This is a genomic window from Pseudalkalibacillus sp. Hm43 (assembly GCF_054170705.1).
Genome location: NZ_CM135129.1, coordinates 2,814,297 through 2,838,899, shown reverse-complemented (window position 1 = coordinate 2,838,899; position 24,603 = coordinate 2,814,297). Strand labels below are relative to the sequence as shown.

Annotated in this window: 19 protein-coding genes; all 19 read right to left on the bottom strand. The window is 35.6% G+C overall.

The genetic code is table 11. The annotated features are described in order from the left end of the window. Window positions 1–118: 118 nt before the first annotated feature. Window positions 119–1,897 carry an SLC13 family permease gene (locus tag ACXQIQ_RS14850; protein ID WP_439301586.1) on the bottom strand — a complete coding sequence of 593 codons (1,779 nt, stop codon included), beginning with the start codon at window positions 1,895–1,897 and terminating at the stop codon, window positions 119–121. Between the two features lie 80 nt (window positions 1,898–1,977). Beyond that, a complete protein-coding gene (gene cysC, locus ACXQIQ_RS14845; RefSeq protein WP_439301587.1) occupies window positions 1,978–3,804 on the bottom strand; it encodes an adenylyl-sulfate kinase in 1,827 nt (608 codons plus the stop codon). Between the two features lies 1 nt (window position 3,805). Beyond that, complete coding sequence (cysD, locus tag ACXQIQ_RS14840) at window positions 3,806–4,705, bottom strand: sulfate adenylyltransferase subunit CysD (protein WP_439301588.1); 900 nt, start codon at window positions 4,703–4,705, stop codon at window positions 3,806–3,808. Between the two features lie 29 nt (window positions 4,706–4,734). Next, the gene (locus tag ACXQIQ_RS14835) at window positions 4,735–5,526 is read right to left on the bottom strand and encodes a sulfotransferase family 2 domain-containing protein (protein ID WP_439301589.1); all 792 of its coding nucleotides are present in this window, start codon (window positions 5,524–5,526) and stop codon (window positions 4,735–4,737) included. A 385-nt stretch (window positions 5,527–5,911) separates the two neighbouring features. Beyond that, on the bottom strand, window positions 5,912–8,071 hold the full coding sequence (locus ACXQIQ_RS14830; RefSeq protein WP_439301590.1) for a glycosyltransferase: 2,160 nt from the start codon (window positions 8,069–8,071) through the stop codon (window positions 5,912–5,914). Between the two features lie 179 nt (window positions 8,072–8,250). Then, entirely contained in the window at window positions 8,251–9,267 is a 1,017-nt protein-coding gene (gene rfbB, locus ACXQIQ_RS14825) for a dTDP-glucose 4,6-dehydratase (RefSeq protein WP_439301591.1), read from the bottom strand. Next, window positions 9,268–10,122: a dTDP-4-dehydrorhamnose reductase gene (gene rfbD, locus ACXQIQ_RS14820; RefSeq protein WP_439301592.1), complete on the bottom strand. Its 855-nt coding sequence runs from the start codon at window positions 10,120–10,122 to the stop codon at window positions 9,268–9,270. It lies immediately after the preceding gene. Beyond that, window positions 10,119–10,685, bottom strand: coding sequence for a dTDP-4-dehydrorhamnose 3,5-epimerase (rfbC, locus tag ACXQIQ_RS14815; protein ID WP_439301593.1), 567 nt, complete (start codon window positions 10,683–10,685; stop codon window positions 10,119–10,121). The genes rfbD and rfbC overlap by 4 nt, the downstream gene beginning before the upstream one ends. A gap of 16 nt (window positions 10,686–10,701) precedes the next feature. Continuing rightward, window positions 10,702–11,580 (bottom strand): glucose-1-phosphate thymidylyltransferase RfbA, encoded by an 879-nt coding sequence (rfbA, locus tag ACXQIQ_RS14810; RefSeq protein ID WP_439301594.1) that lies wholly within the window; start codon window positions 11,578–11,580, stop codon window positions 10,702–10,704. 147 nt (window positions 11,581–11,727) lie between these two features. Next, window positions 11,728–12,531, bottom strand: a complete 804-nt coding sequence (gene cysQ / locus ACXQIQ_RS14805; RefSeq protein WP_439301595.1) for a 3'(2'),5'-bisphosphate nucleotidase CysQ — start codon at window positions 12,529–12,531, stop codon at window positions 11,728–11,730. A gap of 34 nt (window positions 12,532–12,565) precedes the next feature. After that, entirely contained in the window at window positions 12,566–14,344 is a 1,779-nt protein-coding gene (locus ACXQIQ_RS14800) for an SLC13 family permease (protein ID WP_439301596.1), read from the bottom strand. Window positions 14,345–14,411: 67 nt separating this feature from the next. Continuing rightward, complete coding sequence (gene cysC / locus ACXQIQ_RS14795) at window positions 14,412–16,238, bottom strand: adenylyl-sulfate kinase (RefSeq protein WP_439301597.1); 1,827 nt, start codon at window positions 16,236–16,238, stop codon at window positions 14,412–14,414. 1 nt (window position 16,239) lies between these two features. Beyond that, window positions 16,240–17,139 (bottom strand): sulfate adenylyltransferase subunit CysD, encoded by a 900-nt coding sequence (cysD, locus tag ACXQIQ_RS14790; protein WP_439301598.1) that lies wholly within the window; start codon window positions 17,137–17,139, stop codon window positions 16,240–16,242. Window positions 17,140–17,377: 238 nt separating this feature from the next. Further along, a complete protein-coding gene (locus ACXQIQ_RS14785; RefSeq protein ID WP_439301599.1) occupies window positions 17,378–18,298 on the bottom strand; it encodes a sulfotransferase in 921 nt (306 codons plus the stop codon). Window positions 18,299–18,380: 82 nt separating this feature from the next. After that, window positions 18,381–19,790 (bottom strand): lipopolysaccharide biosynthesis protein, encoded by a 1,410-nt coding sequence (locus tag ACXQIQ_RS14780; RefSeq protein ID WP_439301600.1) that lies wholly within the window; start codon window positions 19,788–19,790, stop codon window positions 18,381–18,383. Further along, the gene (locus tag ACXQIQ_RS14775; RefSeq protein ID WP_439301601.1) at window positions 19,791–21,161 is read right to left on the bottom strand and encodes a hypothetical protein; all 1,371 of its coding nucleotides are present in this window, start codon (window positions 21,159–21,161) and stop codon (window positions 19,791–19,793) included. It lies immediately after the preceding gene. A 52-nt stretch (window positions 21,162–21,213) separates the two neighbouring features. Further along, window positions 21,214–22,443 carry a glycosyltransferase gene (locus ACXQIQ_RS14770; protein ID WP_439301602.1) on the bottom strand — a complete coding sequence of 410 codons (1,230 nt, stop codon included), beginning with the start codon at window positions 22,441–22,443 and terminating at the stop codon, window positions 21,214–21,216. Between the two features lie 34 nt (window positions 22,444–22,477). Beyond that, window positions 22,478–23,476, bottom strand: coding sequence for a glycosyltransferase family 2 protein (locus tag ACXQIQ_RS14765; protein WP_439301603.1), 999 nt, complete (start codon window positions 23,474–23,476; stop codon window positions 22,478–22,480). Further along, a complete protein-coding gene (gene wecB, locus ACXQIQ_RS14760; RefSeq protein ID WP_439301604.1) occupies window positions 23,473–24,603 on the bottom strand; it encodes a non-hydrolyzing UDP-N-acetylglucosamine 2-epimerase in 1,131 nt (376 codons plus the stop codon). Before wecB ends, ACXQIQ_RS14765 begins: the two co-directional genes overlap by 4 nt.

Sequence of the window (24,603 nt, the reverse complement as noted above, 5' to 3'; positions counted from 1 at the left end):
GCATGTCGAAACTTGGTACAAAGCTAATTCGAACGGTTCAACTATAAAACACCTATTCAATTCAACAAATTTACTCTATTGAGATTAAATCGTTTAAATTTCTTTTCCCACAACTATTCTAAAACCACACAAAATGAACAATCGTTACAGAAGCAATCATGACTAAGGCACTTAATGGCGCCCCGATTTTCACATAATCCTTGAATTTATATCCCCCTGGTCCATATACAATCAGGTTGGTTTGATAACCAATCGGCGTAATAAAGCTAGCTGACGCTGCAATAGAAATAATGACTGCAAACCCCATATAGGAAACATCTAATGAATTTGCTAATTCGAGACCAATCGGAAGCATTAAGACCGCGGCTGCACTATTTGTAATCAATTCGGTGAAAATGTTCGTTAGGATATACATAAATAGCAGAATGACAAATACTCCCAATGATTCTCCCAGTGAAAGTAATCCTTTCGCCATCCACGCGGCAAGTCCGCTCTTCGTCATTGCTGCACCGACCCCGAAAGCGCTCGCAATCAATAGGAGCACATCAAACTGGATATATTTCTTTGCTTCCTCTGGAGTAATCATTTTGGTTACAATCAAGATTAATACAGCTAATGCCATCGCTTTGAACATACTGAGCCACCCAAACGTCACCGTTAGGATCATGGTGATCAACAACCCGATGGCCAACCAGCCTTTTTTACTATCCTCATGGAATTTTGTTGGAGTATCCATTGATGAAACAACATAAAAATCGCTTGATTGTTGATACTTACGGACAAAATCGGATCCAGTCAACAACAACAAAGTATCTCCTGGGCGGAGTACAATATCCCCGATTTTGCTTTTGATGCGTTCATTATTTCGGTGTACGGCGAGTACCCCTGCATCAAACTTTGAACGAAATTGAGATTGTTTAACAGACTTCGATAATAAAGAAGATTGATGCGAAACAACAGCCTCTACTAAATGCACATCTCCATTCTTCAAATCGTCTAGATTGAGGTCTGATCCTGTATCCAGTGCTAACCCTTTTGTATTTTGTAAATCAGCAATCGTGGAAATCAATCCTGTGAAAATCAACCGATCTCCGTGTTGAATGATGGTGGTCGAACGAACCGGTGAGATTCTCTCTTTCCCACGTATAATTTCAATCAGATAAAGACCTTTCAAATCTCGTAGTCCTGCTTTTTGGACAGATTGATTCACGAAAGGAAAATCCCGCTCGACAATCATCTCAGAAATATATTCTTTTGCATCGGCAATCACCTGTTTACGAAAGCCTACATAGTTCGGTAATAGACGATATCCGACTGTAAAAAGATAGATCAAGCCGATGATTGTAATAGGGATTCCCACGACGGCTAATTGAAAGAGTGTGAAGCCTTCCAAATCATAGTTGATCAGCATCCCATGAACGACAAGGTTGGTAGAAGTCCCCATCAGCGTAATGGTTCCACCCAAAATCGTGACATATGATAAGGGAATCAGAAATTTAGAAGGAGCGATATCTCGTTCTTCACACCATTTTTTGATGATCGGGGTAAAGGTAACCACAATTGGTGTGTTATTCAGGAATGCCGAAAATGATGCAGTCGGAATGAAGAACCGTAACATCGACCCTTTAATCGTTCTACTCTTGTTCAACCAGTTCTGCATATAATGTTCAATGATTCCATGCTTTTGAACAGCACCAGCTACAATGAACAGTAACGCAACCGTCAACATCCCTTGATTAGAAAAGCCTCTCAAAGCTTCCTGTGGAGTTAACAAACCGGTTACTAAGAAAATAACGACAACCGAAAAGACGATCATATCTGGACGTGCCCATTCATATAGAAGTGCTGCTAACATACCGATGACCATGACTAAGACGAATACCATTTCAAATGTCATAGGGGTCGTCTTCCCTTCGAATCCTGTTTCACATTATAAAAATGAAAGCTACTACCATAAAGATAGTAGCTTCCCATTGTTTAATCCAAGTATTTCAGGATTTGATTAATAACGTACTCTGTTGCTTCTTCAAGAGAATGTTGGCTCGTATCAATTTCAACTTCTGGATTGGCTGGTGTTTCATACGGACTGGAAATGCCCGTGAAGTTCGGTATTTCACCTGTACGAGCCTTCTGATATAAGCCTTTTACGTCGCGCTTCTCACATTCTTCAAGTGGTGTGCTGACATAGATTTCAATATAGTCTTCACCAATGATCTCTCGTGCATTTTGACGGTCACTTTCATAAGGTGATATGAAGGATGCCAACGTAATCAATCCTGCATCGTTCATCAGCTTGGACACTTCTGCAATGCGACGGATGTTCTCCACACGATCATTTTCTTTAAAGCCTAAGTTCTTGTTCAAGCCGTGTCTTACATTATCCCCATCAAGTAGCATCGTATGGTGCCCCATGGAAACCAACCGTTTCTCCACTTCATTGGCCAGTGTCGATTTTCCAGACCCTGATAGACCAGTGAACCAAAGCGTCAACGGCTTCTGCCCTTTTTGCTGAGCCCGTAGATCCTTTGTGATATCCGTCTGTTGCCATTTGACATTCGTTGATCTTCTGAGCGAATGCTCAATGACACCACAAGCTGAAGTCATATTGGATACCCGATCGATTAAGATCAAACCGCCGAGTGCTTCATTATTTTCGAATGTATCGAAAACCATATTCTCCGATAAAGAGATGTCACATTCAACCAGTTCATTTTTGTAAATGTGTTCTGCAGGAACTTTGTCCCCCGTGTTGATATCAATTTTATGCTTGATCGACATGACTGTTCCAGGGAGTGTTTTCGTTCCGACTTTCACCAGATAGTTTCTACCAGGTACAAGTTTCGTATCGTCCATCCAGAGAATAGTCGCCGTAAACATGTCTGCAACCTGAACATTCTCTGATGATGTGAGGACATTACCTCGGGAAACGTCCACTTCACGATCCAGTTGGATGGTTACGGGCTGTCCATTCAGAGCCTTATCAGATTCTTGATCGGTGACTAAAAGAGTTTTGACTTTTGCTCTTTCATTACTCGGGAGTGTGATCACTTCATCCCCGACATTGATGCTTCCCGCTTCAATTTGTCCTTGGAAGCCTCGGAACGTATGGTTTGGACGACTCACACGCTGGACAGGCATGACAAAACCGTGTTGTTCATTTTCTTTACGAACATCGATATTTTCTAGATAAGGTAGTAACGGAAGTCCCTGATACCAAAGTGTGTTCTCGGATTTCTTCGTGATGTTGTCCCCTTCTGTAGCGGAAACCGGAATCACTTCTACACTGTCAATATTGAAACCATGCGTCATCTGCATGAAGTCCTTCTTGATCTCATCAAAACGATTTTGGTCAAAATCAATCAGATCCATTTTGTTTACAGCCAATACGAGATGTTTAATTCCCATCAACGAACAAATTCGCGCATGGCGTTTCGTTTGTGTGATAACACCTTTCGTTGCATCAACAAGTATGACAGCAAGGTCGGCAAAGGATGCCCCGACCGCCATGTTACGTGTATATTCTTCGTGACCAGGCGTGTCGGCCACGATGAACGAACGGTGATCGGTCGTGAAATAACGATACGCAACATCGATAGTGATGCCTTGTTCTCTTTCTGCCATCAAACCATCGAGAAGGAGAGAATAATCAATCTCTCCACCACGACTCCCTACTTTACTATCCAGTTCTAGCGCTTCCTCTTGATCGGCGAACAATAGCTTTGCATCATAAAGCATGTGTCCAATCAAAGTTGATTTTCCGTCATCTACACTTCCGCACATAATAAATTTCAATAGACTCTTCATTTTAGAAATACCCCTCTCGCTTACGTCGTTCCATGCTGGCAGCAGCTTCCTGGTCGATGACACGACTTGTCCGCTCTGAAGATACCGCTCCAAGCGTTTCTTCAATGATTTCGTCTAAAGTATCTGCTTCAGACTCCACACCACCAGTAAGAGGGTAACAGCCTAGCGTACGGAAACGTACCTTTCTATTGACGATTTCCTCACCCGGCTCCAGCTGCATACGATCATCATCCACCATGACAATGTTCCCATCGCGGTAGACAACCGGTCTTTCTTGTGCAAAATACAATGGCACAATGTCGATGTTTTCTCTACGAATGTATTGCCAGATGTCTTTTTCTGTCCAGTTGGAAAGTGGGAAGACACGCATGCTTTCCCCTTTATTGATTCTTGTATTATACAATTTCCACATTTCAGGTTTCTGGTTCTTCGGATCCCAGGCATGGTTTTTATTACGGAAAGAGAAGACACGCTCTTTGGCACGTGATTTTTCTTCGTCACGTCTTCCACCACCGAACGCTGCAGTGAACCCATATTTGTCTAACGCTTGCTTCAAAGCTTGTGTTTTCATGATGTCTGTATATGCTGAGCCATGCTCGAACGGGTTGATCCCTTGTTCGACACCTTCCTGATTGATGTGTTCAATCATTTCAATACCGAGTTCCTTCGCTTTACGGTCACGGAACTCAATCATTTCTTTGAATTTCCATGTTGTGTTGATATGCATGAAAGGAAAAGGTGGCTTTTCCGGATAGAATGCTTTCATTGCGAGATGTAGCATTACAGAGCTATCTTTACCGATTGAATACAGCATGACTGGATTCTCACATTCAGCTGCTACTTCTCTAATGATATATATTGCTTCAGCTTCGAGTTGATCGAGGTGATTTAATTCTTCCATTGACGTATGCCTCCTTGTCAGACAAATCCTTATTTAGATACTTCGTTATTTTGTTTATTTTTCAGATATTCAAGTAATTTTTGATACTCCTCTTCATAACCGAATTCCTCAATGTCCTTCGCATATTTTTCACGAACGATTTTTGCAGACTCCACTGTGTAATAGTCCATCCAGTTCCGTTGTACCGCTTTGTTGAAATGAGGCAGATCTCCTAATTTGTATTTATGTTTGAAGTGCTCAAAGTCCTCTGCCAAATTTTCATACTTCCCGATATAATCGACAAGCGGCTCCCCTTTTTTATCATGAGTAAGATTATACTGGGACTGGAAATGACGGTCCGCGAGAAAGTCCGGAATCTTGTCCACTTTTTTAACAAAGTTCTCAAACCCCTTATCTTTCTTGATATAACCTAGCAGATACTTATCATAATGGAGGTATTCTTGACCCATTTTCTTATCCTTTTTATATTTACTTTCATAGCAAGATACTAAGCGATCGAATGGGTTTCGAACGAAAGTGAACTTAAAGTACTCTTTTTCTCCATCAGTTAAATATTCTCGACTTAAATCCTGTGCTTTCGTATGAATGCTGTAATCATCTGGAACGTCATCAGAAATGAACGTTTTCTTAATGGATGAACAAGCAACTTTCGAATTGTTCAAATACACTAATTTTTTGTTATGCACAATAATGTATTCTTTCTTTTCCAGCGTTCCATAGGAAAGAACATTTTTCAGATCGATTAGAAACCTATATAATAATATCACCTTACTGTAAATTTGGGGTTTTTCTTTAATGCTTCTTTTTAGTTCCTCTACCATACAAACCACCTTTTCAAAAGTTATTATTGGATAATTCCCATAAAAATACCAAAAGTTCAATATAAAACTAACATACTATTCGGTTATGTGCATTTTTCTATGTGTGTAAAAGCGATGTAAAATTCATCCTCACGATTTACTTTTAAGACCAAATAGTTTTACGGTCATTTTATACCCTTCTTTAGGGAGAGTTATTCCAATAACCAATCATTTTAAGAACATATATACAAACTTTGTTCTATAGTGAAATTCATAGCTGGTTAGAGTATAGAGGTTAAAAGACGAGAAAGACTTATGAAATTAAAGTGATTTCTTAAATTAAATAAACAAACGCCTGAGTTTTATAAAACTCAGGCGTTTATACAAATCCGTTCAGCTTAGTGATTCAAAAGTTCTTAAGTTTCAAATCTAAAAAATCCTCAACCTTCTCCATATTACATAATGGAGATTCACCCATTCTTTGATTGATTTCCGCTACAAATTGACTTGGATCCGTTAATAGATCATTGAATTCTACCTCTATCACATCAGCGTTTTCACTGTACAACTGGTCCCTGTAGTAATAATAATTTTCAAGGTATGGCGATAGTATCTTTACAGACTGCGAAAGCGGAACATTATTCCTTTTGGAAATCGACTTTACAGACTCTTCAAATGGACGATGAACAAAGATATAGGTTATGTTAGCCACCTTTTCAAATAACGGTTTCCAAATATCAAATGTTAAAAGTGTTCTTGGATCCTTCAATCCCCAGAATTCCCTTTTCTGAGTATTAAGGAGGTTTGCCAACTCTTTAAAGTTTGGAGTAATATGAGTCGCTTCATGTCTACTTGGTGGATTGTCCCAGCTTTTTGAAATGGAATTCAGCAGCTTGTCATTCAATAATACATAACTTCGCTCTTCAAAAAAGCCTTTCGGATTATCTTGAGCTGGACCTAATAGATTATCTCCCATAGAAACTCCTAATTGATGCATTACTCCGGCGGTCGCACTTGATCCAGACCTATGTAATGACATGATTAGGAAGAGACGGTTATCTTTATGTTGATTAATGTTATTCGTCAGCATTTCTGAATATTGTTGAGCAAGGTCATTTTCTCCCATGCTCTTATACACATTTACCAAATTGACTATGGTCTCCTCATTTATCGGATTTAATTGATGTGCATATTGGAGGAATGGAAGAACATTATCATGATTGCTTTTTTCAAAATTGGATTCAGCAATGACATTTAATACAGATATTTGGGTGTTGGTAGGTAAGGTGCCAATATAATGTATGATTTGTTCTGGATTGTATTTTTTGAGTTTCTCAACCATTTGACTAATTTTGTCAGTTCGAGATTCACCTACCTGTGGTTTTTCACTTTTGTATCCGACGAAATAATGGTTGATCTTGTGATCCGTATCATAATCTAGCTCTTGATAACCTGATAACTCAAAACCATTCATTACCTCTTCCACAGTTTCATCATGATAAGAAGTATTTAGACTTATTATTAATTTACCATTGGTTTTCAAATAAGCCTTACACTCGCTTATGATTTTGCATAGATCCACTTCGGTATTATAAGTATCCGCCACTATATAATCGTAAGTATTCTCTAATGGTAAATTTGTATGGTCATAGACCTTATCCATCACCGAGAGGAGCACACTGTTTTGTCTAGTATCATAAGCTTCAATGGTAGAATGAGGGAAAGCTTTTTCTAAGGACAAAAGTGTAGCACCACTGCCACAGCCATACTGCAGGATTTTACCTGAAAAGGAATCTTTCTCATCTAACAATTTAATTAGATCTATACGCATCATACTAGGGTAAGAGGCTTCGAATCCCCATTTATCATAGAACTTCTTCGCATTGATTGTCATTAGTTCCGTATATTGATAAGGATCGTCTTTCCATGAAATACTTCCAAAATGGTGGATAAATGTATTTCTCACTAACATTAGCTTATATCCGCATTGCTTTATTCGATAGGAATAATCATCATCCTCGAAGTTTCCAGGAGTATACCTTTCATCTAGATAGCCAATTTTATGAACCAATTCCTTCTTGAATAATAGACAGAAACCAATCAGTTTAATTCGTTCTTCCCAATCGCAATTTTGTTGATTATAATTACGAGCAAATGTTTGCATCTGATCTATATCATTATAATTGACCTTAATAGCCTGATAGTAAGAACAGTTGTTGGTAACAGGGCCCACCGCTCCAATATTATCTGAGCTGTATAAACAATCAGTTAGATTTTCAAGCCATTTATAGGTAACAATTGTGTCATTGTTTAAAAGCAGTATATTGTCACCATTTGAAATTTCTATTCCTTGATTACAGCCTTTTGGAAACCCTTCATTTACAGAATTATAAATGACTTTCAAATCATCTTGTTCATGTAGCCACTCAGGAGTACCATCTGTTGAATGATTATCAACAATAATCATTTCATAAGTTCCAGGCTTAGTATATCTTCTAATACTATCAATACATAGTTTTGTATATTCGAGTTGGTTATAAGTCAATATGACTATACTGGTAAGCATACATTCACCTTTTCATTTACACTATTTAAATCCTTCTTCTTAAGAATCGGTTTTATCTCCCAATCTTTTAATAGTAGTGCAGGCAATTAGTACATTAGTCCTCTCAAAAACAAAAATAACGAGGAAGCAAAAGTGATGTTTTGCTTCCTCGCCAAACGCTTTCAAAAATTCTTCTACTCTTACAATGTGGAGTGCGTATCAAAATATTTTTGATATTCACCACTTAAAATTTGCTCCCACCAATCCTGATGATCTAAATACCACTCGATGGTTTGGGCGATGCCACTCTCAAATGTATAGGTAGGTCTCCACCCTAATTTTTCTATTTTAGTAGGATCAATGGCATACCGCTTGTCATGCCCTAGACGATCGGTAACAAATTCAATCAAAGTTTCCGATTTCCCCAAGGTATTGATGATAGCTTTTACAACTTCTAAATTTGTTTTCTCGTTATGCCCACCAACGTTATATACTTCTCCGTTAACTCCCTCATGAAGTACTAAGTCAATTGCAGCACAATGATCTTCCACATGTAACCAGTCCCGAATATTTTGACCATCTCCATATACGGGTACTTTTTGTTCCTTAAGAACACGAGAAATCGTTAAGGGAATGAGTTTTTCCGGAAAATGATAAGGGCCATAGTTATTTGAACAACGTGTAATATTAACAGGTAAGCCATAGGTCTCATGATAGGCTCGAACTAGTAAATCAGATGATGCTTTACTTGCACTATATGGGCTATTAGGTTGCAGTGGGGTTTCTTCTGTAAAGAATGTTGAAGGATCAAAATCCAGTTCTCCATATACTTCATCCGTGGATACATGAACGAATTTCGTAACTTGCACAGACTTTGCCGCATCTAACAACACTTGGGTGCCGACCACATTTGTGTTAATAAAAACTCCTGGATCTGTGATGGATCGATCCACATGGCTTTCCGCTGCGAAATGAACCACATAATCAAATTGTTCTTTCTCAAAAAGCGATATTATCTCTTTACGGTCCGCAATATCTGCTTTAATAAACTGATAGTTATCCTTTTCTTCCACATGTTTATGTTTAATTAAGTCACCTGCATAGGTTAATAAATCTAAATTATAGATATCATATTGGGGATATTTACCTAGCATATAGTGCACAAAATTACCGCCGATAAAACCGGCACCGCCTGTAACAAGAATCTTTTTCCCCATCTATTCCACCTCTTCGGATATTTCATTTAAATAATGTGTCAAAGCGTGTTTCCAATATGGTAAAGGCTCAAATCCATTTTGAACAAGCTTTTGCTTTGACATACGAGAGTTCTTTGGCCTTACCGCACGAGTAGGGTACTCTTCTGTTGATATAGCATTTACTGTTACATTTTTGTCTGCTTGTTTGAAAATTTCATTCGCAAATTCAGCCCATGTACAGAATCCTTCATTGGAAGCATGATAGATTCCATATTTCTCCGTGACGATCATATCTAGTATTAGTTTGGATAAATCAAATGTATATGTTGGAGAACCATATTGGTCGCCCACTACGTTGAGTTGATTCCTCGTTTCTGATAACCGTAGCATCGTTTTAATAAAATTATGTCCATTGATACCAAACACCCAAGAAATACGAACGATAAACCATTGATCTAATAATTCTTGGACGACCTTTTCTCCATCATATTTCGTTAAACCATAGTAACCTACCGGTTTAGGGGTGTCTGTTTCTTTAAATGGCTCACTACCCATGCCGTCAAAAACATAATCTGTACTTATATACATGAATTTTGCATTTACTTCTTTAGCTGCTGCAGCTAAGTTTTTTGTACCCTCTACATTTACTTTCCAGCATGTATCTTGATCATCTTCAGCATGATCTACTGCTGTGTAAGCTGCACAATGGATAATTGCATCAGGGTTTTCTTTTTTTATAAATTTATGAACATCTTGTTCTAAAGTTATATCAAAATCTTCTCTACCGACTCCAAGCATTTTTACACCTAATTTTATGCCTTCTTGAACCACATCGTATCCAAGCTGTCCATTCGCTCCGGTAACTAGAATTTTCATAACTTAGCTCTATATGTAAAGTTATTGTCTGCCCCTTCCAAAGATGGTGCATTTTGATCTTTTTCAGATAGAATTGGTGTTAAATCGGCAGGCCATTCTATTCCAATCTTAGGATCATTCCACTTGATTCCGCGATCATGATCTGGAGAATACAGTTCATCTACTTTGTATTGAACTTCCACATCATCCGTTAAGGTTAAGAATGCATGTGCGAACCCTTTTGGTACTAATAATTGTTTTTTATTCTCTGCTGTGAGCTCAATACCGATCCACTGACCATATGTTGGACTTTCTTTACGGATGTCTACTGCAACATCAAAAATAGAGCCCTTTGTACATCGTACTAGTTTCGTTTGTGCTTTTGGATCTAATTGATAATGCAATCCTCGTAATGTACCTTTGGATGCTGAAAAAGAATGATTATCCTGAACAAAATTTAAATGAACACCATACTCTTTTAACTTTTGGTCACTATAGGTTTCCATAAACCAACCTCGATGATCACCAAATACTTTGGGTTCGATGATTAACACGCCTTCTAAATTCGTTTTAATAATATTCATATTTCACCTCTCCAAATTAGTATTTGATTTCCCCATTGGCAACTTTTAATAGATATTGACCATACCCTGTTTTTGAAAATAATTCTCCGGATTCCATTAATTGTTCTACGCCGATCCATCCATTTATGTAAGCGACTTCTTCCGGAGCTGCAATTTTAATCCCTTGATGTTCTTCTACGGTTTGAACAAAGTTCGTAGCTGCTACTAAACTTTCATGTGTACCTGTATCTAACCAAGTAAACCCACGACCTAACAGTTCAACATCCAATTCTCCAGTCGCTAAATAAGCTTCATTAATAGAAGTTATTTCTAATTCTCCACGCACAGAAGGTTTTACGTTTTTTGCAATATCTACTACACGTTGGTCATAAAAATATAAACCGGTTACAGCATAATTTGATTTAGGTGTTTTCGGCTTTTCTTCAATACTAATTACTTCACCATCATCACCAAATTCAACGACACCAAACCGTTCTGGATTCTGGACATGGTAACCAAACACAGTAGCACCTTTTTCTTTCTTCGCTGCTTGCTGAAGGATTTTTCTCATCCCACTACCATAATAAATATTATCACCTAATATCATGGCAACAGAATCTTCCCCGATAAATTCTTCACCAATTAAAAAAGCTTGAGCGAGTCCATCTGGGCTAGGCTGGACTTTATACTCAAGATTAATTCCGAATTGAGCGCCATCCCCCAACAAAGATTCAAAGCGAGGAGTGTCCTCCGGCGTAGATATAATTAAAATATCTTTTATGCCTGCAAGCATTAATGTTGAAAGTGGGTAATAAATCATGGGCTTGTCATAGATTGGTAGGAGCTGTTTACTAGTTACCATTGTCAGAGGATATAAACGAGTTCCACTTCCTCCAGCCAGTATTATTCCTTTCACATCGAATCACTCTCCCTCATAACTACATTTTGATGTAAGTTTTAAATTTATTTAAAAGAACATCATGAACAATACAAACATTTTACAACAATAAATATCCCCCGCAAAGAATCTTTTAGCGGGGGAATATATTGATAGATTACGATGTTAAGTTGTTACCAAAAACCATCCATTCAATAGATCTTCGCGGTTATAGTAGAATCGTTGGTTGTCTTCATACCTTGATACTGTCCCTCCAGCAGCTTCAACAATGGCTTGTCCTGCTCCAGTATCCCACTCCATAGTAGGGGCATATCGAGGATAATAGTCAGCTTTTCCTTCTGCAACTAAGCAAAACTTCAAGGAACTTCCAGATGAGACTACTTCAACTTCTCCATGTTTCGCTTCTAATTCCTTAATGAACGCTTCTGTTTCCTCTGACATATGTGAACGGCTTGCAACAACTCGTGTCACTTGCCGATCTTTTATTTCCGGTAACCGTGTACTTTTCGAAATTAGATCTCTTTCATCTCGGACTTCTGTTTTGGAAGCATTCTCAAGCTTAAATGAACCTTCACCCACACACCCAAAATAAAACACATCCAATGCCGGTGCATATATAATACCTATGGATGGGTATTCCCCTTCAATTAGTGCAATATTTACAGTAAATTCACCATTTTTCTTAATGAACTCCTTCGTTCCATCTAATGGATCTACGAGCCAAAAACGACTCCATTCACGTCGTTCCTCATATGGAATAGCTCTTCCTTCTTCACTTAATACTGGAATGTCAGGGTCAATCGCTTTTAAACCTTTCATAATCGACTCATGTGCTTGTTGATCAGCTTGCGTCAATGGAGATTCATCTTCTTTAAACTCTACTTCAAAATCTTGTGCGTAAACGTCTAAAATTTCCTTTCCAGCCTCTAATGAGGTCCTAAACAAGTCAAACAGATTCAAATCCTTCACTTCAAAACCGCCTTTTCACCAAATTTTTTATTCCTTAGAACCAGACCAATCGTACAATCATTACAGATACAATCATAACTAAAATACTTAATGGTGTTCCTACTTTTACATAATCTTTAAACGTATAACCACCAGGTCCGTACACGATCAAGTTCGTTTGATAGCCAATCGGTGTAATGAAACTAGCTGAAGCTGCAATTGCAATAATGACTGCAAACCCCATATAGGATACATCTAGAGATGAAGCAATTTCTAATCCAATTGGTAGCATCAAGACCGCGGCTGCACTATTCGTAATCAATTCAGTAAATAAATTCGTCAAAACATAGACAAGTAAAAGAACAACAAAAATTCCTAACGGCTCTCCAAATGCAAGCATTCCTTTCGCCATAAATGCCGCCAATCCGCTTTCCTTCATAGCTGCTCCAACTCCAAAGGCACTTGCAATCAACAAAAGGACATCAAACTGGATATATTTCTTGGCTTCCTCTGGTGTAATCATTTTCGTTATAATCAATATGAATACGGCCAAAGCCATAGCTTTGAACATAGTTAAAACCCCGAAAGTTACAAGAAGAATCATTGCTATTAATAATCCAATGTTAAACCAGCCTTTCCTTCCATCTTCATGTAATTTGGAAGGTGTGTCGAGAGAAGATACGACATAAAAGTCACTGGATTGTTGGTACTTCCGTATAAAATCTGAGCCAGCAAGGAGTAACAATGTATCCCCTGGACGAAGTACGATCTCACCAATCTTGCTCTTAATCCGTTCATTATTACGGTGTACAGCAATGACACCAGCATCAAATTTTGAGCGGAACTGTGATTGCTTAATCGACTTTGTTAACAATGAGGACTGATGGGATACAACCGCTTCTACCAATTGGACATCCCCATTTTTCAAATCATCTAACTCAAGATCAGAGCCCGTTTCAAGGGATAACCCTTTGATATTTTGCAGATCCGCAATAGTTGAAATTAACCCGGTAAAAATCAAGCGATCTCCTGATTGAATTATTGTGGTTGATCGTACTGGGGAGATCCTCTCTTGCTTACGGATAATTTCAATCAAATATAGACCTTTCAAATCTCTTAAACCTGCTTTTTGGACCGATTGATTCAAATAGGCAAAGTCCGGATGCACGATCATCTCTGCAATATATTCCCTTGAATCCGCTAAAACTTGTTTGCGGAATCCTAGATGATCAGGCAGGATCCGGTACCCTACAGTAAACAAATAGATGAAACCAATGATCGTTATGGGAATTCCGACTATAGCAAGTTGGAACAGTGTAAAACCTTCTACGCCATAACTAATCAGCAAACCATGTACAACCAGGTTTGTGGAAGTCCCCATTAAGGTAATTGTGCCTCCCAAAATCGTTACATACGATAAGGGAATTAAGATTTTAGAAGGGGCTATCCCACGCTCTTCACACCAATTTTTCAGTATCGGCGTAAAGGTAACGACAATTGGGGTATTGTTTAAAAAGGCTGAAAAAAATGGAAGTGGTACAAAAAATCGAAGCATCGAACCTTTAAAACTTTTGCTTTTATTCAACCATTTCTGCATGATTTGATTAATGATGCCATGCTTTTGGACCGCTCCAGCCACTATGAATAATAAGGCTACCGTCAACATCCCCTCATTCGAAAAACCTTTAAGAGCCTCTTCAGGGGTTAACAGCCCTGTAATTAAAAAGATTACCAACACTGAGAAAACAATCATGTCTGGACGAGCCAACTCAAGGAGTAGGGCCACAAACATGCCAATAATCACGACTAATACAAAAATCATTTCTAATGACATGGGAAAGTCGTTCCTTCCAATCCTGTAAAAAAGCTACTACCAAAAACTGATAGTAGCTTTACAAATTTTAGTCAAGATACTTCATGATTTGATCGACAACATAGTCAGTTGCTTCATCTAATGAATATCGGCTTGTATCGATTTCAATTTCTGGATCGACAGGTGTTTCATACGGGCTAGAAATACCTGTGAAGTTCGGGATTTCTCCTGCACGTGCTTTCTTATACAAACCTTTCACATCGCGCTTTTCACACTCTTCAAGCGGAGTACTCACATAAATTTCAACATATTCTTCTCCAATGATTTCTCGTGCGTTTTGACGATCACTTTCATAAGGAGAGATAAATGAAGTCAAAGTAATCAGTCCTGCATCATTCATCAATTTAGCAACTTCGGAAATACGACGGATGTTTTCCACTCGGTCATTTTCTTTGAATCCAAGGTTTTTGTTCAATCCATGACGTACATTGTCGCCATCCAAAAGCATTGTGTGATGACCCATGGATACCAATCGTTTTTCAACTGCATTCGCAAGGGTTGATTTACCTGATCCCGAAAGTCCTGTAAACCAAAGTGTCAAAGGTTTTTGACCTTTTTGTTGTGAACGGATTTCTCTTGTGATGTCTGTCTCTTGCCATTTGACATTCGTAGAGCGACGAAGATCATGCTCAATAACCCCACACGCAGAAGTCATATTCGTGACTCGATCAATTAAGATCAGTCCACCGAGTGCTTCATTATTTTCGAATTTATCAAATACCATGTTCTCAGATAATGAAATATCACATTCAACCAATTCGTTTTTATATACTTGTTCAGCGGGAACTTGTTTTCCAGTATTGATATCAATCTTATGTTTAATTGACATCACCGTACCAGGTAGAACCTTGGTGCCGACTTTCACCAAATAGTTTCTACCAGGAACGAGCTTGGTATCATCCATCCAAAGAATCGTTGCCGTAAACATGTCCGTTACGTTAATATTCTCAGAAGTAGTTAGTACGTTTCCTCGAGAAACATCAACTTCACGGTCTAGCTGAACGGTAACCGGCTGTCCATTAACACCCTTATCGGATTCTTGATCACCTACCAAGAGGCTTTTTACTTTTGCTCTTTCATTACTAGGTAGAGTAATGACTTCATCTCCCACAGAAACGGTTCCAGCCTCAACTTGTCCCTGGAATCCTCGGAATGAATGGTTCGGTCGACTTACGCGTTGAACCGGCATGACAAAATGATCTTGTTCATTCTCTTTCGTAACATCTACATTCTCTAAATACGGTAAAAGTGGTAGGTCTTTATACCAAAGCGTATTTTCTGATTTTTTCGTGATGTTATCTCCTTCAGTAGCTGAAACAGGAATGACTTGAATGCTTTCCAAGTTAAAACCATGTGTCATTTGCATGAAGTCTTTTTTGATTTCTTCAAATCGATTTTGGTCAAAATCAATCAAGTCCATTTTGTTGACTGCTAAGACGAGGTGTCGAATTCCCATTAAGGAACAAATACGCGCATGACGTTTCGTTTGAGTGATGACACCCTTTGTCGCATCCACAAGAATAATAGCTAGATCAGCAAAAGATGCACCGACCGCCATATTACGTGTATATTCTTCATGTCCAGGCGTATCGGCAACAATAAAGGAACGGTTATCGGTTGTAAAATAGCGATACGCAACATCAATTGTAATACCTTGTTCTCTCTCTGCCATTAAGCCATCGAGAAGAAGGGAATAATCGATTTCACCACCACGACTACCAACTTTACTATCTAGTTCTAACGCTTTTTCTTGATCTGCAAACAATAGCTTTGCATCATAAAGCATGTGTCCAATCAGAGTTGATTTTCCGTCGTCCACGCTTCCACATGTAATAAATTTCAATAGACCTTTCATTTTAGAAATACCCCTCTCGCTTACGTCTTTCCATGCTGGCAGCGGCCTCTTGGTCAATGACACGACTTGTACGCTCTGATGAAACCGCTCCAAGCGTCTCTTCAATAATTTCATCTAAAGTATCTGCTTCAGATTCTACTCCGCCAGTAAGAGGGTAACAGCCTAATGTACGGAAACGGACTTTCTTCATTTCCACCTTTTCATCCGGCTCTAATTGCATACGGTCATCATCGACCATTACGATGTTCCCATCACGGTAGACAACCGGTCTTTCTTTTGCAAAATATAAAGGTACAATATCAATATTTTCTCTGCGAATATATTGCCAAATATCTTTTTCTGTCCAGTTTGAAAGTGGGAAGACACGCATGCTTTCCCCTTTATTGATTCGTGTGTTATACAGCTTCCACATTTCTGGTTTCTGGTTCTTCGGATCCCAAGCATGGTTTTTGTTACGGAAGGAGAAAACACGCTCTTTCGCACGTGATTTCTCTTCATCTCGTCGGCCTCCACCAAAAGCAGCCGTGAACCCATATTTATCTAATGCTTCCTTCAATGCTTGCGTTTTCATTATATCCGTATATGCTGAACCATGCTCGAACGGGTTGATTCCTTGTTCGACACCTTCTTGATTAATATGTTCAATCATTTCAATTCCAAGTTCCTTGGCTCTAAGATCTCGGAACTCAATCATTTCCTTGAACTTCCATGTGGTGTTGATATGCATGAATGGAAACGGTGGTTTTTCAGGATAGAAAGCTTTCATAGCAAGGTGCAGCATAACAGAGCTGTCCTTACCGATTGAATAGAGCATAACCGGATTTTCACATTCTGCAGCTACTTCTCGTATAATATAGATTGCTTCAGCCTCGAGTTGATCGAGGTGTGTTAATTCCTTCATGGTGATGTACCCCCTTCTATTAGTCTTCTCCAATGTTAATAATTCACCACTTATAAATATACTGTAGTATAAAAATCCGATATAATTATGTTAATGCATTAAATTATTTATAAAATCTCCATAAGAAAAATACACTAATTAAATTTTCTCTATAGTAAAGTAGGAATCCAATAAATCTTATATCCTTTAGAATCTCGATTAATAATTTTTCTATTGATTAATTAAAAAGACGTTCAACTTACCAATCATCCTCTTTATAAAAGTTTTTGGATAAAGTATTTGTACGATCTTTTATATAGCTAATTTCTTCAGCTGATAAGTTTTGTTTCCACCGTTTTGTATTTTTAGCACTATTTCTTTTTAATACATGAACTTTATTACTTGTTGGATCTGAAGGGTTCGAAAATCCAGTGTAATCTTTTATAGTTCTCTCAACTTTTTTATTAAAATCAAGGTCGGCTAATTGATATAAATATGTGAAACTATCTATCGGATTTTCAGAAATTTGTTCGTGTGTCATACATATCATTGAAGGATTGTTTTCAAGATATTGCAGTAATACCCCATATAAACTATTCCATAATAAACATCCTTCTTCTAAAATGGTTAGATTGTCGAGATCCCTATATTCTAAGAAAACATTAAGATACTTTTCATATAAAATTTCTTGTTTGGTAAAATGATTAAAATCAAATCTCCAATTTAATCTCTTTAAGCTACTAATGAAAGCTGCAGGATGCCTCACCAAAATTATTACATCCATATCAAATTCTCTGTGTAACCATTCACTCATAAAACATGCTATTGGATCCTTAATTAACAATCTTTTTACTTTTGGATTTATAAAATGTGCCTTATACTGTAAAGATGATTTCGACCCAATTAGCTTCCGAATATTAGATTTAATATTCGAACTATTACTTTTATTTTTTTTGTATTTGGCCTTACCATTTAATAAATCGTTTACCATTCTCTTGTATTTATCTTGGTTAATCGTCAGGTGATCAACATAAGGAAACCAATTTTCGACTCCTTTTATCCCAAAATTGTAGTTAAATGGTTCAGAAACGTATCCTATATCATGGTTAATTGATAACATTTTGCCAACAAATGTGCTTCCACTTCTATGACTACCAGTAACTAAAATGTTTTTATCCATAAGAAACAACCTTCCTAAATAATAATTGGTTTACTATCAATAATTCATCTATTAATAGTAAAACTCCTATGAAAGCACTTTACTATGAAGTCTTTAGAATTAAAATTTTCTTCACCATATGGCTTAATAACTTCCTGTAAATAACTCCTAAAATTATTAGATATAAAATGTAAATAAGAAGTCCAATGTATAAATTAGGAATCTGAGTTGTCAATAAAAAACCAAATATAATAACAATATCAAGAAATCTATTAGAAAATGACCAGTTACATTTCTTTTTTATAATCCATTCAGAATAGTAAATCCAAATAACATAGCAGATTACCCAAGAAACAACAATTGAGATGATATTTTCGAAAACTTTATAAGAAAGAATAGTTACACTTACGCAGAATATCAACCCCAAAAGATTATTTACTAGTAACCATTTTTCTAACCTTAGTGTTTTATAAAATGTAGTTAAAACTATATTACTTTTAGCCTGATAGATCATTATCGGATATAAACAATATAAGTAATCAAGAATTGGTGAAAATTTTGGCAAATATAACCCAATAATTATATTTGCTGGAAAGTACGTACAAAGAAATAAAGCACCTAATATTATTACAAATTGGTTTAACATAATATTTAGTGACTGATACTTTTCACTATCAATCTTTCTTAACAGTGGATATAAAACTGCAGATACCGCCATTACAACCTGCAAAATAATTGATAGTATGGAAATTGCAAAAGAATATAAACCAAACTCTTCTATGCCCATATATTTATCCACAACTATTCTAGTATAACTGAGTAAAAACATAGATAAAATCGCAGATATTGTTAATGGGAGACCAGTTCGTATATTTTCAATAGATTGTGATATACACTCCCCAATTGGAGTAGCCCTCCCAAATACAATATCTTTTGATGTTGAAATACTATAAAAAACAACTAAGACACGAGAAATTACATTTACTATTATATAAATTTTATAGTTGGTTATAGGCATAAAGAACATGGGTATTATTGAAACAGCAAATATTAATCTGTTCAATACGGTAGCCCATGAATAGTAGTTAAACCTTGATGATATCTGATTAACATGAATAAAAAATCCATTAATATTAAATAAAATTATATTTAAACATACAAATACTAATACAAATGCTCTATCAGGATCATCTATGGTAATAGCTATAAAACTAATTAAAAAAAATGCCATTATCATAGACAAAAATAATACTATCCTGAAGTACGTTCTAAATAATCCTTTATCTAGAGCATTGTAGTCTATACCAGCATATCTTAAATGAATCCCATCAGCAAAGCCAATCATGAATAAACCTACATATCCGCTATAAAAAAAATATAATTGCCAATAACCATATTCTTCTACAGAAAGTTTTATTGGTAACAAAAAGGTGATTACCATCCCTAAAAGCAATCCTAAACCATTCGAAAAAAGAACCCTGATAAAGTCTTTGGTGCTTCTTTTATTCAGCATTTACTGTCCCTTCATTCGGTATCTTTTTCTAGTTATTACCCAATAAAAAGTTAATCCCCAAAAAGCCAAAAATGTAGTTGGATAAGTAAGTACTTGATTGTTAGCTGAGATATAAGCAAACATTATTGAATATAACGACATGAGAACAATCGCAATGGGATTAGAATAGAGCAGAACATCCTTCCAAATAGTTGCATAAACATACCCAATAAAAAACATAACAAATATAACGCCAAATAATGAAACATCATTTGCTATCCACAAATAAAAAGTATGCCATTGAACAAATGGGTCCCATCCATAAACTGTTAGTTTTTCTTGAAAGGTATGTTCAAAAAAATTCTCTTTAAAAATACCTTGAAAATTATCAATTAAAAACATTGAGTTTCCTATTCCAAACATTGGTGTAAAAGGAATATTTGTAGCCAATGAAAGCGCATAGTATCCCTGGGTCAGATATGATGACAATAAAATTAATGCGGTCTTTAGATAGTCCGGAGTAATTATCATGAGTAAACTATCTGGGTTTATTCCGGTATTATTAATATATCGACTATATATAACTTTGCTTCCTCCAAGCCTATCACTAATGGCATTAACAAAAAAATAAAGGGGGAAAATAATTAGTGCTAATGTTTTAAATTTGGTGAAATTCCTTTTAATCTTAACTCTACTGTGTAACCTACTAATAATGTTTTTAATTAACAAAACAGTTACAATTATGATTGCAATATCAAAAATACCCTTATTTGTTCCAATAGCTATCCATCGTGAAACTTCCAATAATATAGAAAAGAATACCACTGTTTTTTGCATTATTTTTAGATCTTTAAAATAAAAGATCGATAACGGGACTACTGGATAAATTAAAGGGGAAATTAAAACATTTATATATGAAAGTACAGACCCACCATATAAGTTCCCTGAATTATATGTGAATTTTTCGTGATATTGTAATGCTGGATTTTTCAAACCATTTAAAACCTCATTAAAGTAAGCCACTGGATTAAGATATTGAAGACCAGTTACTCTTATACAGTTAAGTATTGTAAAAATCAAATAAATGTATATAGCGATCTTTAAATAGTTTAATATTAGTGATTTAAATTTAAGCTGTGTTTGTTGTGAAAATATATAATTTGGATTACTTTTTCTTTTTTTATTAGCACTTAAAAAATAACCCAAAATAAAGGCCAAATTATATCCAAACAAAAGCATATAAAAACTTATAGGATTTTCCGTTTGCCATTCCCATGGTCCAAATACGTAAAGAATTATAGTGAAAATTATGTATGATTCAACAAGGATGAGTGGTCTATATAAATATCTTCTAAAATTCTTATTTAATGTTTTTTGGCTATCGTTTTTCATTATTTAACATCCTTCTATGTGCGAAAACCTTTTATGAATTTTAATGAATAATTTATAAATCATTACTTTTTTTCAAGAAATCATAAATTTTCTTAGTTTGTATTTCGTGGTTTTTTTTCTCTAAAACAAACTTTTTTGCTTTATTCCCAAAATTTTTGAGTGTTTCAGTTGGAAGCGATAAAATATTTTCTAAATCCCTTGTCATATCCTCAATATCTTCATTACGAAATGTAAAAACAAATTTATAATATTCTTTAGGGATTCCAGATAATTTTGTTGTAATCAATGGAGTACCAGATGCCATATATTCAAGTGTTTTTGACGGGAAGGAATATTTGGTAAACTTTTCACTAGCGGGACGAGGATTAACTAATATTGTTGCTATATGTTCTTTTTCGATAATTTCCGACCGTGGTTGGGAACCTTTATATCTTATATTCGGATTTTTTTTAATAAAGTAATCCAATTCATTTTCAAAATCCCCTTTACCGTATATCCAAAGTTCCGCATTAAATGATGGATCTATTGAATCAAATGACTCCACTAGATTTTTAATACCAAACTTAGCATGTAAAGTACCCGCATACATCATTACCTTAGATGGATATTTTTTTATACCCTTATTAGAAAAAACTTCAAAATCTTTTTTTCTAATCATTCCCTCTATCACAATATAAGGTTTACGTTTTTTGTTAACTAAATCATTCATCGCTTCAGTTAGTAGTATATATCCATCAAATCTGTGTTCTATATATTTATCTAGTACTCCAAGCGCTTTATTAATAATTCTTTTCGCAGAATTAGTTATTCGTGTATATGAAGCTGCAAATTTAGGAACATCAGGAACTACTGCAAATATTTTTGTTTTAGTAATTTTTGAAATTACCATAGCTGGAAAAGAAATATATGAAGTTAAATTACCTAATAATATAACTCTATCTTCTTTACGAGTCATTACACAAAACTTTAAAGTGAAAAAGAAAATATACATCATAATTATTATTGTTTTAATAAAAGGTAAATTAATTAAAGAGATATAATTTATTAATAAATTTTTGTTTATTTTTTCTTTCTTTCTTCTATAATACAAACAACTAGATGTTGGAAATGAAGCAACTGGAGGCAAAGAAACCGCAGTAACACTTGCATTGTTTGACAGTCCAGATATTAGTGTCATATCAAAATATTGTTGTGGTCTAACCTGATCAAAATTATAATATTTTTTGTTACTCTCCAATATAGCATTTTTAGTACATGCAACACCTATAAATAATATATTCATTAATACACTCCTATTTGGATTCAGATTTATTAAATTAGGTGGTGATTTTTCTATTGTTAAGTCTTTTTTCACCTTTATAACTTGCAATTTTATAGTATATATAAGGAGTGATGCAGTATAATAAGGCACTTAATGAAACATATTTTTTAGGATAAAAGACAAGCTGTTTCATATAGTAAAATGGTTTGTATTTTCCTCTCTTTATCTTAAATAGATAATAGTTATTACTGGCTACAGCAAGTTGCCACATAGTAGCCCAGACCCACCTTGCTGCTCCAAACCTTTTAAACTCTTCTGAAAAATCTGGACGATACTTTTCAAAGTAAGATTCTAAATTTTTTATTAACTTAAAACCATCTAATCTTTTATCATCGATAAGACTCATAGCGGAATCATTTCTAATTCGATAAAAGTATAATTCACTATTTATATAGGTAAGTGTTTTTGAATTAGCAATTATTTTCCATACCATTTCCATGTCTTCACTATACCTATACCCTTCAGAAAATCTTAAGTGATTATTTTCTATAATTGTTTTTTTTACCATTAAAGAACAAATACTAATTTTTATATCAAAATACAAAAATTTAAGTAATCCTTCATATGAGGTTAAAGTATTGTTTGTATGAGTATTTTTATTAAAACTATAAAAATCTAGTCCCCAGTCTTGAGGAACAGATTTAAAACCACATATAACTAAATCAGCATGATTTAGTTTAATTTGTTTTATCATTTCGGATAAATATTCGGGAGCCACAATATCATCAGCATCTACAAAGCAAATATAATCTCCACTTGCATTATCCAGTCCCACATTTCTTGCAACACTTACCCCAGCGTTATTTTGTTTTAAAAGTTTAATTTTTAAACTGCTGTCTAACTGGAACTTTTCAACAATTGTAGAAGAATTATCTATTGAGCCATCATCTACAATGATTAATTCGAAATCAGAATAACATTGTTTTTCAAATGAGTGTAAGCATTTTAAAATATAATTTTCAACATTATATAATGGGATAATTACGCTTATCACTTTTCCTTCCTCCATACAATCCTATTTACATAATCAGTATAAGACAGGATTATTCTTAGAACCTTATCTGAAACATTAGGCATACTATAATCATATACATTCCTTAATGTGTCATTTCTTTGGGTTTCTAATACTTCTAATCCTTGTAAAATTCTTTCTCTTTTCAGCCCAACCATCATGACAGATGCCTCTTCCATCGCTTCTGGTCTCTCATGAGCTTGTCTAATATTTAGCGCTTTAAAATTAAGTATAGAGGACTCTTCGCTTATTGTTCCACTGTCACTCAGTACTGACTTTGCATTCATTTGAAGTTTTACATAATCATTAAAACCTAGTGGCTTTAATGTCTTTACTAATGGATTAAATTCAATCCCTTTATTATTTATCATATTTCTAGTCCTAGGATGGGTGCTTACAATAATAGGCATATTGTATTTTTCTGCTATCCCATTTAAACTATCAACCAAGTCTTGAAAATTAATTTCTGAATTAATATTTTCTTCCCGATGAGCTGATACTACAAAGTACTCACTCTTTTGAAGTTCCAACCTCTCTAGTACATCTGATTCTTCAATATCATTTTTTCTAGATTTAAGAACTTCAAACATTGGACTACCCGTTTTAATAATACGGTCTGCCGGTAATCCTTCTTTAAGTAAGTACTCCCTTGCAATATCACTATATGTTAAATTAATATCTGCAATATGATCCACAATTTTTCTGTTTGTTTCTTCTGGAACTCTTTGATCAAAGCATCTGTTCCCTGCTTCCATGTGAAAGATTGGGATTTGTTTTCTTTTCGCAGCGATTGCACATAAACAACTATTTGTATCTCCAAGTACTAAAAGTGCATCAGGTTTAACTTCATCTAAGATAGGATCAATTTTCACAAGAATATTCCCTATAGTTTCAACTGCTGTTCCGTTTGCTGCTTCAAGAAAATAGTCAGGTTTTTTTAAATTAAAATTGTTAAAGAAAACTTCATTGAGTTCATAATCATAATTTTGACCAGTATGGACAAGTGTATGTTCAATAGCATCTGATTCGTCTAATTTGTTTATTACTGCAGACAGTCTAATAATTTCTGGTCTTGTTCCTACAACTGTCATCACTTTTAACTTTTTCAT

Bases quoted from the DNA above. Each gene is read 5' to 3' on its own strand.
- wecB (WP_439301604.1), bottom strand. From the start codon at position 24,603: ATGAAAAAGTTAAAAGTGATGACAGTTGTAGGAACAAGACCAGAAATT.
- ACXQIQ_RS14775 (WP_439301601.1), bottom strand. From the start codon at position 21,161: ATGAAAAACGATAGCCAAAAAACATTAAATAAGAATTTTAGAAGATAT.
- cysC (WP_439301587.1), bottom strand. From the start codon at position 3,804: ATGAAGAGTCTATTGAAATTTATTATGTGCGGAAGTGTAGATGACGGA.
- cysD (WP_439301598.1), bottom strand. From the start codon at position 17,139: ATGAAGGAATTAACACACCTCGATCAACTCGAGGCTGAAGCAATCTAT.
- rfbD (WP_439301592.1), bottom strand. From the start codon at position 10,122: ATGAAAATTCTAGTTACCGGAGCGAATGGACAGCTTGGATACGATGTG.
- cysC (WP_439301597.1), bottom strand. From the start codon at position 16,238: ATGAAAGGTCTATTGAAATTTATTACATGTGGAAGCGTGGACGACGGA.
- ACXQIQ_RS14800 (WP_439301596.1), bottom strand. From the start codon at position 14,344: ATGTCATTAGAAATGATTTTTGTATTAGTCGTGATTATTGGCATGTTT.
- ACXQIQ_RS14785 (WP_439301599.1), bottom strand. From the start codon at position 18,298: ATGGATAAAAACATTTTAGTTACTGGTAGTCATAGAAGTGGAAGCACA.
- ACXQIQ_RS14770 (WP_439301602.1), bottom strand. From the start codon at position 22,443: ATGAATATATTATTTATAGGTGTTGCATGTACTAAAAATGCTATATTG.
- ACXQIQ_RS14850 (WP_439301586.1), bottom strand. From the start codon at position 1,897: ATGACATTTGAAATGGTATTCGTCTTAGTCATGGTCATCGGTATGTTA.
- ACXQIQ_RS14830 (WP_439301590.1), bottom strand. From the start codon at position 8,071: ATGCTTACCAGTATAGTCATATTGACTTATAACCAACTCGAATATACA.
- ACXQIQ_RS14835 (WP_439301589.1), bottom strand. From the start codon at position 5,526: ATGGTAGAGGAACTAAAAAGAAGCATTAAAGAAAAACCCCAAATTTAC.
- ACXQIQ_RS14780 (WP_439301600.1), bottom strand. From the start codon at position 19,790: ATGCTGAATAAAAGAAGCACCAAAGACTTTATCAGGGTTCTTTTTTCG.
- cysD (WP_439301588.1), bottom strand. From the start codon at position 4,705: ATGGAAGAATTAAATCACCTCGATCAACTCGAAGCTGAAGCAATATAT.
- rfbB (WP_439301591.1), bottom strand. From the start codon at position 9,267: ATGGGGAAAAAGATTCTTGTTACAGGCGGTGCCGGTTTTATCGGCGGT.
- rfbC (WP_439301593.1), bottom strand. From the start codon at position 10,685: ATGAATATTATTAAAACGAATTTAGAAGGCGTGTTAATCATCGAACCC.